The 11,212-nt window shown below is 49.7% G+C and carries 8 protein-coding genes; 4 read left to right on the forward strand and 4 right to left on the reverse strand.

Annotation, left to right across the window (positions count from 1 at the left end):
* Nucleotides 1-544: 544 nt before the first annotated feature.
* Entirely contained in the window at nucleotides 545-2,992 is a 2,448-nt protein-coding gene (locus ABJQ89_RS05550; RefSeq protein ID WP_348495272.1) for an SIR2 family protein, read from the reverse strand.
* Nucleotides 2,993-3,412: 420 nt separating this feature from the next.
* Here ABJQ89_RS05550 and ABJQ89_RS05555 point away from each other — a divergent pair, with 420 nt between their 5' ends.
* From ABJQ89_RS05555 to ABJQ89_RS05565, 3 genes are all read left to right on the forward strand, one after another.
* A complete protein-coding gene (locus ABJQ89_RS05555; RefSeq protein ID WP_348495273.1) occupies nucleotides 3,413-3,850 on the forward strand; it encodes a DUF2852 domain-containing protein in 438 nt (145 codons plus the stop codon).
* A gap of 97 nt (nucleotides 3,851-3,947) precedes the next feature.
* Entirely contained in the window at nucleotides 3,948-4,388 is a 441-nt protein-coding gene (locus ABJQ89_RS05560; RefSeq protein ID WP_348495274.1) for an RDD family protein, read from the forward strand.
* Between the two features lie 80 nt (nucleotides 4,389-4,468).
* Nucleotides 4,469-5,293: an arginyltransferase gene (locus ABJQ89_RS05565; protein WP_348495275.1), complete on the forward strand. Its 825-nt coding sequence runs from the start codon at nucleotides 4,469-4,471 to the stop codon at nucleotides 5,291-5,293.
* A 100-nt stretch (nucleotides 5,294-5,393) separates the two neighbouring features.
* On the opposite strand, the gene ABJQ89_RS05570 is transcribed toward ABJQ89_RS05565, so the two are convergent.
* The 3 genes from ABJQ89_RS05570 to ABJQ89_RS05580 all read right to left on the reverse strand — a co-directional run bounded on the left by ABJQ89_RS05570 (nucleotide 5,394) and on the right by ABJQ89_RS05580 (nucleotide 9,890).
* A complete protein-coding gene (locus tag ABJQ89_RS05570) occupies nucleotides 5,394-7,748 on the reverse strand; it encodes a TRAP transporter large permease subunit (protein ID WP_348495276.1) in 2,355 nt (784 codons plus the stop codon).
* Nucleotides 7,748-8,674 carry a TRAP transporter small permease subunit gene (locus ABJQ89_RS05575; RefSeq protein ID WP_348495277.1) on the reverse strand — a complete coding sequence of 309 codons (927 nt, stop codon included), beginning with the start codon at nucleotides 8,672-8,674 and terminating at the stop codon, nucleotides 7,748-7,750. Before ABJQ89_RS05575 ends, ABJQ89_RS05570 begins: the two co-directional genes overlap by 1 nt.
* Nucleotides 8,675-8,804: 130 nt before the next feature.
* Nucleotides 8,805-9,890: a TRAP transporter substrate-binding protein gene (locus tag ABJQ89_RS05580; RefSeq protein ID WP_348495278.1), complete on the reverse strand. Its 1,086-nt coding sequence runs from the start codon at nucleotides 9,888-9,890 to the stop codon at nucleotides 8,805-8,807.
* 290 nt (nucleotides 9,891-10,180) lie between these two features.
* On the opposite strand from ABJQ89_RS05580, the gene ABJQ89_RS05585 reads away from it, so the two are divergent.
* A partial coding sequence (locus ABJQ89_RS05585) for a cache domain-containing protein (protein ID WP_348495279.1) occupies nucleotides 10,181-11,212 on the forward strand: 1,032 nt, incomplete at its 3' end.

Raw genomic sequence — 11,212 nt, forward strand, 5'->3', positions numbered from 1 at the left:
TGACGTCAGCGCCTGTCCGCGAACGGATGTTCATTCTGGTGTAGTGAGACAGAGAGTTCTGCAGTAAGCGGGATTAAGTGGTTTTAAACGGGACCATGTGGAAATGAGCCATAATAAAAAGGGCTTTAAGAGCAAAAGTGGGCCTAAATACACCTAGATCACCCAAGTCCTGCAAATTTGGCTGAAACGGGCGTGTAGAGGCTCAGGGGCGATATAGGGACAAAGAGTTCTGCAAACATTACTGCTCCCCTCAAACACTATTAAATCAAAATTTATGGACCATTTAACGACAAATAAATACGCGTTAAGTACCCATTTACAGGTCCATGAAGTGGAAAGTTGGCTTTCAAGTTCTGTTTTGACTTTCTAGAAAGCGATAAAGCCCCATAAAACAAAACCTTACCTAGTTTTCCAAGAAGACCGGCTGCGCTGGAAGCAGAAAGCGATTTTCGAGCATTTTCGGCCCATTGCGGACCTTCAAACACCTCCTGAGATGTTGCGTTGCGGCCACCAGAAAAGAAAAGTAGAACTGCCAACTTTCACATTAGGCAGGGTTATTTGCTAGGAACGATTGAAGCTTCCTTACAGTCATTGCAGCTTCGCGTCGTTGCTCCCAATCATGAATGCTTCTTGTAATGAAGTTCAGATACTTCATGATTTGAGCATTGATGAACAGTTTTTCGGATTGCTCAAAATTCGAGTAGTGGAGATCAAGGAAAGCTATAATCTCTTTGTGCCACGTAAAGGCTTGCCCACGACCATAGCTCCTTTCATCTTCTGCCTGTATGGTCAAAAGCTCCAAAACTTCTTTGAAGTTTGAAAACGCTGTCGAAGCATCAATCTTAAGACTGACACCCCGTTCTAAGAGGCAGACAATTAGCTGGTTTTGGGCATGATAAGGGATGTAGAACTTCCCTCGAAGCTTTGCATAGCTGATGCTGGTGCGAAAATGCTTTACAGCGGATTCAAAGTTCTTAAGGGCCCTTTCACACATGCCAAAGGCGTTCCAAAAAAGGTCATCCTTGTTTAAGTTGGGGTTCGATGACAAGTTTGAATAGAGATCGCGAATTCTCTTCAATCGCACTTGATCTCCACTGGCGATTACTTTCAGATAGTTAAATCGCAGCAAATCAACCAATACTAGTTTCATTTCCTCATGAAGCGGGTAATTATCAGCCAAGTTATTTGCTGATTTCTCGATAACCTCAATGAGGTCATTGTGGTTGCATATCTTCTCCATCGCATATTTTGCAAAAATCGATCCCGAGAAGTAGCCATTTCCGCCGTCTATAGGGTTGAAAAATAATCTGAAAATGTTCGACACAGAATCAGAACCATGCACTTGACTCAAGTTGACCTTCAGGGCCTGATCAATAGACAGCTCATCAATGTGATTGTTCGTAAATTCTAGGTATATTGAGAGTAAAACAACGCTATAAGCATCAGCGGAAAGTTCTTTCAGTACTTCAAGCTCTTTTTTGATCCGACCGATCATCTCGCTCGAATTCATCAAACCAACCAAAATATCAGCAAAATTTGCCTGATAACCCTGATCCGCCGTAGAAATCAGCTCCTTCGCCTTTCGTTCGTCCGACAATTCGGACATTGTTCCCCACATACCAGCTTGATTCACCAACGGAACCAGGTGTTCGGCATCTGATTGTGTTAATTCACCAATCTGCAGGTCAACAACATCATGATTCAGAAACTGTGCAGGTAGCTCTTCTTTGCGCGACTCATGCACGCTGAGACGCGATGTGAAAATGAATATTGCATCGTCTGATGTTAGTTTAGCCAGTTCTTTATGGTGCTTTGAGTATTTGTAATAATCATCGACTATCAAAATTGGCCTTTTGGAATTTGCGACAATGTCATGCACTTCGTTGATGAAGTTCTCTTGATTTCTCGTGGCGACAAAAACGTCATGTTCGCGGCCCAGTTCAGCAGCTAGAATTTTGGAAAGTACAGTCTTTCCATGCCCCAATGGGGAGTAGAGAGAGATCAAACTACGACCGGACGCGACTTCGGCTTTTACCTTGTCAATAATCGTGGGCCGAATGACGTAGTTTGAGCTTCCTGATATGGTGTCAGCCTGTACCAAAGCCTCTTGGACACGGCCAAATAAAAAGAGGTCTGTAAGATCTTCGTAATTGACATTGCGATGTTCAACAGGTGTATCTTGAGCTGATTGAAAGCAAACATACTGCTTTTTGGCTACTTCAAAGCCAACAGGCAGCGCAAATATTACCTGGGCAAGCCCACTCGTTTCGATATTTAGAGGACTACCAAAGCTTTCTTGCATGTATGCGAGTTCTTCATCTTCGATCCTGAAATTTACAAAGTAGATTCTCTTCTTCGATGTTCTACCTTGTAAAATCAGCTTGGCAATTTCTGGATCATAGAGCGAGTACCCTAAGAAAACTACGATATCAGCCGTGGAAATATCATTCTTCAACTCTGTGGCCCAAGGGCCCTCATAAACTTTATTGGCGACATTGGACGCATAGTCGAGGATGCACTCTTCGCGGATCGTATCGATGCGAAAGTGATTTATAAAACCGTGTAGATGGATAATGGGAAGTCTATCATCAAGCAGATCACCGGGTCGATCTTGGGCGGTAAGCGTTTGGTAGTTTTTTCCAATGCGTTCACATGCAATTTCAGGACTATTATCGTAGTTCGTCGAATATACTCTGGACCAAGGGTATGTCATGATAGTTTTCAAGTCGTCTGAAACGGCTTTAACTTTAAAACAATCTGTTATGATCCGAAAATAATCCTTGATCGACTCATCTGCAACTTTAGAAGCTGCGATGGGCAATTTCGAGAATTCTCTCCCGAGAAAGTCGTTGAACTTACCAAGTAGTGGGTTGGCGGCAGGGAGTTCTTGCAGATCGAAGCCGATTGAGTCGAGAGAAGCACCTGCCCCGCAGAAAAGAATTGCCCTTCCTCGGCTGGCCTTTTCTAGGGTCTCTCTAAAATTATCTGACAAAACAGTATCCTTATGATTCAACAAAGCCTTTTGATGAAGCTAACCACTACTTCGCGCAAACACCATAGAGTTGAGGGCGTTTGCGCGCTATTAGTTTCTACATTTCTCACAAGGTGAGATCGGCTGTTTGACAGATAGGAAACAAGAATAAAGCACTAGCTTGGACATTGATGTGGAGCTTTATGATGGCGTCTGGTTGGACGCCTCGACGCTTCAGTTCTTACCACCGCTTCTGGGTGATCTTGTTGAATGGAGAGAAATAGTCAAAGCAACAAACCCAACCAACACCCTGTTTATAAACATAAACTACAAAAAATGTAAAAAAGATTTACATACACACTTGCCAAACCACCGCTGCATACCCAATTACTCAATGTGAAAGACATTCACATTAACGCAAACCAACGACAGGAGATCTACATGTCCACCCTCGCCCAAGCCCCGACTTATACTTCCGAACCGCAAGGTTGGTTCGCGCGTTCTGAGGCCTGGCTCGATAGCAAAGGCAAAGGCGCTTGGATCGCCGCTATGGTGCTCGGGTTTATTTTTGTCTGGCCTGTAGGTCTCGCCCTTCTCTTTTACATGATCTGGAGCAAACGCATGTTTGGTAAATCTTGTCGCACATCCGGCCGTCACACCTATGGTCACTTTGGTCACGGCGCAATGCGCTCTTCCGGCAACTCGGCCTTTGACGCCTACAAAGAAGACACGCTGCGCCGCCTAGAAGACGAGCAAAGCAACTTTGAAGCCTTCTTGCAGCGTCTGCGCGATGCAAAGGACAAAGCTGAGTTCGACGAATTCATGGATGACCGTGCAAAAGCGGCGGCAGCCCCTTCAAAAGAAGAAGAGCCTGCATAAGTAGATAGGGTAATCTCCCCAAGACCCCTCTGGGCCGCTCTCCTCCTCCCGAGCGGCCCTTTCTTTTTCTTTCCATTCTGATTATCCGAACAGGACCATGACACAGCACGCCCCCAATCACCCCGATCCCGTAAATGCACCGCAATTTTATAGCTCGGTCCCGATCAAACGGTTTATCGCTTGGATTATTGACACGGTCATCACGGTGATCCTGTCCCTGCTGATCGTCCCCTTCACGGCCTTTACAGGGTTGTTTTTCCTGCCCTTGCTGTTCTTGGTTGTTGGCTTTGGATATCGGAGCGTCACGATTGGCGCCTCTTCAGCAACGTTCGGCATGCGGATGATGTCGATTGAGCTGCGCGATGCACGCGGTGAACGGTTTGATTTCAGCCAAGCCTTGATGCACACGCTCGGCTTTACGATCTGTACGATGTTCTTTTTGCTGCAGGTTTTATCCGCAATTATGATGCTTGGCACAGCGCGGGGCCAAGGGCTGCCGGATATGGTGCTGGGGTCCGTGATGATCAACCGTAGGTAAAATTACCTATAAAGATGCACTTCTATACTTTTAATTAGATTGGATTGAATGTTAGCCTGCATTTAAAGGACAAAGTTATTATGCGTCATACTCTCCCGATTGCACCGCAGTTTTATGTGACTGCACCGCAACCCTGCCCCTATCTTGAGGGCAGGATGGAGCGTAAGTTGTTTACGGCCCTGCAGGGCGACAACGCTGAAGCACTAAACAATTCGCTCTCTAAGCAGGGTTTCAGGCGCTCGCAAAATGTTTTGTACCGCCCGTCCTGTGCGGAATGTTCAGCCTGCCTGTCTGCACGGATTGATGTCAGCGCGTTCACCCCATCCAAAAGCCAAAAGCGCATTCGCAATCGCAATTCACATCTCTTGCGTCGCGCCACATCGCCTTGGGCCACAGAAGAGCAATACGCCCTCTTCAGCACCTATCTTGAGGCGCGCCATGCTATGGGCGGTATGGTTGATATGGATGTGTTCGAATTCGCGGCGATGATTGAAGAAACACCCATTCGCAGCCGCGTTATCGAATATGTGAATGAAGAAGACAGTGCTTTGACAGCCGTTTGTTTGACCGACGTTCATGATGACGGTCTTAGCATGGTCTATTCCTTTTATGATCCCGAATTGACGCGTCAGTCTCTTGGCACCCATATCATTCTGGATCACATCGACATCGCGCGCGATGCGGGATTGCCCTATGTCTATTTGGGCTATTGGGTCCCGGGGAGCCCAAAGATGGGCTACAAGGCGAATTTCTCAGGGCTTGAGGTCTTTTCCAATGGGGAATGGAAAAAGATGCAAAACCCTGAAGAGTTCGAAACAAACTTGAACCCGCTCTCGACCCCGCCAATTGCCGAGCAAGTTGCGAATATTTCGCTGCCCGGCGGCAATCATGCGGAACACGAATAGATAAACGCAAGCGCGCTCTCACTAAACATAACACCACTCACAAACGAAAAAGCGAGGCCCGAAGGCCTCGCTTTCTTTTTGTGTAAGCTATTCGCCTAGATCAATTCGGGATCAGATCCGGAATGATCGTGACGATTGCAGGGAACAGTCCCAGCAGGATCAAACCGCCGACCTGAATGAGCACGAAGGGTGCTACACCGCGGTAGATATGTCCTGTCGTGACCTCCTTCGGAGCAACGCCGCGTAGGTAGAACAGGGCAAAGCCGAAGGGTGGTGTCAGGAAGGACGTCTGCAAGTTTACTGCGATCATGATCGTCACCCATTTTGGATCGAACGTACCGCCGTAAATGACCGGTCCGACAATCGGGATCACGATGTAGATGATTTCCAAGAAGTCGAGCACGAAGCCCAATACGAAGAGAACCAACATCACGATCAAGAAGACCGTCCACTCGTTGTCGAAGCTGCGCAGGAACTGTTGAATATAGTGCTCACCACCGAAGGAGATCACCACAAGGTTCAACATCTGGCTCCCGATCAGAATGGTAAAGACCATGCTCGTCACCTTCGCCGTCTCGCGCACGATGGGTGGCAAGATGCCCGCGCGGTAGAGAACGAAGCAAGAGAACAGCAAACCAAAGGCCGCATAGAGCCATGCCGTATAGGCAAGACCGAAGGCAACCCAAGTTTCGAAGTTCACATCGCCTTGGTTGACGCGCAGATCGAAGTTCACACCGATCAGGATCATCAAGATCACCGCAAGGGTGGAGAAGATGATGACCTTTGGTGACTTATCCTCATCACGCAGACGACGATAGGCCGCTAGCATGATCGCACCGCCCGCACCAAGCGCCGCTGCAGGCGTTGGGTTGGTGATACCGCCAAGGATAGAGCCAAGCACAGCAACGATCAGAACCAATGGTGGGAACACAACACGGATCAGCTCGTTCTTGGCAAGCATCATCGCGGCATGGACACAGCCATAGAGCGTGATCGCCCAAGGGATCAACATCATCAGCACGGTTGCCCCTGCCCCTGTTGTTGGTCGGATGATCAACAGATCGACAATCAAGCCAAGCACCACACCGATAAGACCGATGTAGATCGGACGATGATCTGCCGAAGGACGTGCACCGCGCGCTGTTGTCAGGATCAAAGTGAAGATGATCGACAGGATCGCAATGCCGGTACCGATAGGCGCTGCTGCTTTCGCTTTAGCTGCAATGGCTTCTGTGATCTCTTCTTCTGACAGTTTCACGCTTTCTGTGACGCCGCCCGCGGCTTCAATCTCTGCCGTTTGCGATACTGCAAGATCCCATGCTTCCTGACCGTGAAGTTCGATCATGGAGACTTGGCACTCTTCGCTCACATTGGTGCGCAGGCTCGCGCCTTCACCGATGTCAGAGTAGCTGTCCACAACGAGGCTTTGGGAACCGATGACGTTGAGGTTGCCCAAGAGCATCATACCAACGATCAAAGCAATTGGCAGGCCAAGGAACCATGTGAGGCCTTCGCCGCGCGTGATTGTCTCGTCGCTTGCTGTGCCCATTGGAACCGCTGGCGCTTTGCTCGGGTTAAAGAGCGCATAGCCAAAGGCATAAAGTGCATAGAGTAAGGCAAGTAGAACACCCGGTAGCAAGGCCGCTTGGAACAAGGTCCCAACGGAAACAACCGCAGGCTCACCCAAGTATGTCAACGCATCGGTACAACCCGCAGCAATTGCGCGCGCTTCTTGAGCAGATGAATAAAGGTCACCCGCAAGCGTGCCGAGCAGAACGATCACGATAGACGGCGGGATGATTTGTCCCAATGTCCCAGAGGCCGCGATGACCCCTGTTGCGATCTCTGGCGAGTAGTTGTTGCGCAACATCGTCGGCAAGCTGAGCAAGCCCATGGTCACAACCGTTGCACCAACGATACCTGTAGAGGCCGCGAGGAACGCGCCAACCACAACAACAGACACAGCCAAACCACCTGGCAATGGTCCAAAGACTCGCGCCATTGTTGTGAGCAGATCGTTTGCGATCTTGGAGCGCTCAAGCGTGATACCCATCAGAACGAACATCAAAACAGCAAGAAGTGTTTCGATAGACTGTCCCGCCAGAACACGTTCGTTCATACGGTTCACAATGAATGACACGTTACGATCGAGCGCGTGTTCCCAGCCACGTGGGAAAACAGCGTCTTCGTATCGCGGTAAGTCGGGGTATCGGAAGACGGATATGTCTTCGGCTTTGATCCCCGAATTGATCAAATCGGAATACATGACCGATCCGGTGTCGATTGCTTGGTGAATGAGCAGTCCAGCGCCATCAAGCGCCGCAATAATCCCGAAGGAAATAACGCCAGCACCGCCAATTGCAAAAGCAACTGGAAATCCAGACAGGATGCCTCCGAACAAACAGAGGAATACAATAATCAGGCCTACTTCTACGCCATCAAGTCCAAAGAACATCAGTGCGTCCCCTCATATGCTTCTTCGCCCTCACCGAGCGTATCTTTATCGAGGTATTTACCTTCGCTTTCTGGACCTTCTTTGAGCTCGAGGTAGGAGCGGTAGAAGAAGGCAATCGCGTGCAAGAAGACCATCGCAGTGAACGCGACGAGCAAGAGCTTGAACAGGAAGTAAGCGGTAAAACCGTTGGGCGAGAAACCGATGGTTTCTACGTTCCATTTCAGGAGTTTTGATTTGCGCATCAGCAGATCAAATTTGTCTGAGGCAGAGACCTTTGGTGTCACAAGGTGGCGCCACATGAAGAACCAACCGTACATCCAGATCAGGACCGCAGCAGGCATCATGAAGATGATCGAACCGATCATGTCGATGATCTTTTTCGTGCGATATTTCACCGCTGAATAGACCAGATCGACGCGGACGTGACCGCCTTGAACGAAGGTATAAGTTGCGCAAAGACAAACGACTAACGCATTGTAAAGCTTCAACTCTTCCGCAAACCATGAAATGTCGAACTGGAGCGGAATACCAAAGCCAATCGAAATGTCAGGGCGGGTAAAGATCCTCTGCATGAAGACGATCACGATTTGCTGGATCACCATCAAAAGACCGGCCCATGCGAAGAAGCGACCGACCGTATTGGCGAACCCTTCAAGGATGCGCACAGTGCCCCACATGACCGAATTCTTCCACAAACCGACGATTGTCAGCAGCAAAAACGCCGTAAAGACGACGAAGAAAAACTCAACCGATGCGCCATAATAGATGAACTTCATCATCGCTTGATTATCGGACCAGTTCAGCCACGAGTTCGGATGCGTGATCGCATAACCGAAATTATAAAACGACATGCCTATATTCTGTACGAACCAGAGCAATCCATCGCCTATCGCAGCGAGTGCTCCGCCTGATGCGTCATCCGCCATCGGTGTCCCCTTTTAATAAATTCTGTTTTTGCGGCGGCGTTCTAAAAAGTCGCGGCGCTCTGCAAAACCGTCTTGTAAATCAGGCCCCTGCAAACAGCAGAGGCCTGACCAATTTTAAACAGCGATTGGCTTAGCCGCCAAGAACGCGGTTACGCTGCTGAACGTAGTAACCATCAGACTTGTCGATCCAAGAAGAAGACGCTGCCATGGACTCTTCAAAGCTCTTACGCGTACGCGCGAAGAGTTCGTCACCCATGTTTTCGTCCATAACTTCTGCAGACGCTTTACCGAATGCATCCCAAACGTCGTCAGAGAACTGCAGAACTTTAACGCCCTGAGACTGAAGACGCGCAAGTGCCGCACCGTTGTTTGCAAGCGTTTCAGCAAGCTGGATGTGCGTTGTCGCCATACATGCGTTGGAGATGATCGCTTGGTGCTGTGGTGTCAGGTCGTTGTAAACGTCAAGGTTTACACCGGCCGCAAGACCAGAACCTGGCTCGTGGAAGCCAGCAGCGTAGTACACTTTTGCAACTTCTTGGAAGCCGGCGCGTTCGTCAGCCATTGGGCCAACCCACTCAAGACCGTCAAGAGCACCTGAAGACAGAGCTTGGTACAGTTCGCCGCCTGGGATGTTCTGAACAGATGCGCCCAGTTTACCAAGAACTTTACCGCCAAGACCTGGCATACGGAACTTGAGACCGTTGAAGTCTGCCGCAGAGTTGATTTCTTTACGGAACCAACCACCAGACTGGGAACCGGAGTTACCAGCAAGGAATGATTTCAGGTTGAAGATTTCACCAAGCTCGGAGTGCAGCTCGTGGCCGCCGCCGTGGTGGTACCAGTTTGTCAGCTCTTGCGCTGTACCGCCGAAAGGAACGGCTGTGAAATACGCGTATGCTGGGTGCTGACCGATGAAGTAGTAGTCTGCAGAGTGGTACATGTCAGCTTGACCGGAAGAAACCGCGTCAAATACTTCAAGTGCGCCAACAAGCTCGCCTGGAGCTTTTTTGTCGATGGTCAATTGACCGTCGGACATCGCAGAAACCATGTCCTGCAGGTATGTTGCTGCGTCATCAAGAACAGCAAAGCCACGTGGCCAAGACTGAACCATAGTCAGAACGCGCTTGCCTTGTGCATAAGCTGGCGCTGCGAGCGTTGCCGCTGCTGCCGCTGAGCCGCCAAGTGCGGATGTTTTTAGAAAAGAACGACGATCCATTAAGAATCCTCCCAAATTAGTGATGTGTGCTGAATCGGGTAGAATATGATCCTGCCCTCCCCTGCACGGATCGTTTCGAGTGCGCTAACTCTACCCAGAGTGCCCAAAATGAAAATACCGACTACTACGTAGAAAACCCGCAAACTGGGTATCTGATAGCGCTAAATTTGGGCGAAAGCTCAAGAAACTGGCAGAATAAGCGCTTCAAAACCCGCAGATCTATTTCTTTGCGACGGCGCGATTCGCGCATTCGCTTTGATTACGAAGTGATTCGCCGTTAGCTGGTTGCTATGTCGATTCGCCAGTTCTTTAGCTTCAGCTATGCACAGAAATTGTTCCTGCTTGGAACTTTGCCGCTGATCTTTGCGGTGACCGCCATTTCGCTGTTGGTGGCCTATCAATCGCGCCAATTGGCGGAACGCGAAATTGCAACTTTGGAAGAGACGCTGATCGAAGCCAAGAAAGACGAGCTGCGCAATTATGTAACGCAGGCCCGCAACGGGTTTTACTTTATCTATGGCAACGCCCCTCCTGATGACGAAGAGGCCAAACAGCAGGTGCAACAGATCCTCGCCGCGATGATCTACGGGCTTGAGGGCAGCTTTTTCGTCTATAACTATGATGGCACCAATTTGGTGAGCCCGCGTGACACGCATTTGATCAATGACAACTGGCTGGACTTAAGTGACAGCGAGGGAACTCCTGTCGTCAGCGAATTGATCCGCATTGCACGCTCTGGTGCGGGCTATCACAGCTATCTTTGGCCCAAGCCATCGACAGGCGTTGAGGCGCGGATGATCACTTATGTCACCAGCTTCCCAAGCTGGCAGTGGGCCGTGGGCACTGGCGTCTTTATCGATGACGTCATTGCGACAGTTGAAAGCTCGCGCGCGCAGGTCGAACAGCGCACCCGCGAAACCTTCCTTTATATTGGCGCTATTACACTCGCCGCTTTGTTGGTCGTTTTCGGCTCTGGTTTGCTTTTGAACATTCGCGAACGCCGCTTGGCCGATACCAAGCTCAAAGCACTGACGCAGCGGGTCTTTGATGCCCAAGAAGAAGAACGCGGACGCGTGGCGCGCGAATTACATGACGGGATCAGCCAAATCCTTGTGGGCATTCGCTATGCCTTGGACGTCACGCACCGCCAACTTGACGCAAGCGATCGGCCGATCCCGAAAATGCTCGACAAAGGTATCGAAAGTCTGACCGGAGCTATTCACGAGGTGCGCCGTATCAGTCGTGACCTTCGCCCCGGGGTTTTGGATGATCTGGGCCTCGGCCCGGCCCTCAAAGCGCTTACCGACGAATTCACCCTGCGC

Source organism: Planktotalea sp. (assembly GCF_039984035.1).
GTDB lineage: Bacteria > Pseudomonadota > Alphaproteobacteria > Rhodobacterales > Rhodobacteraceae > Planktotalea.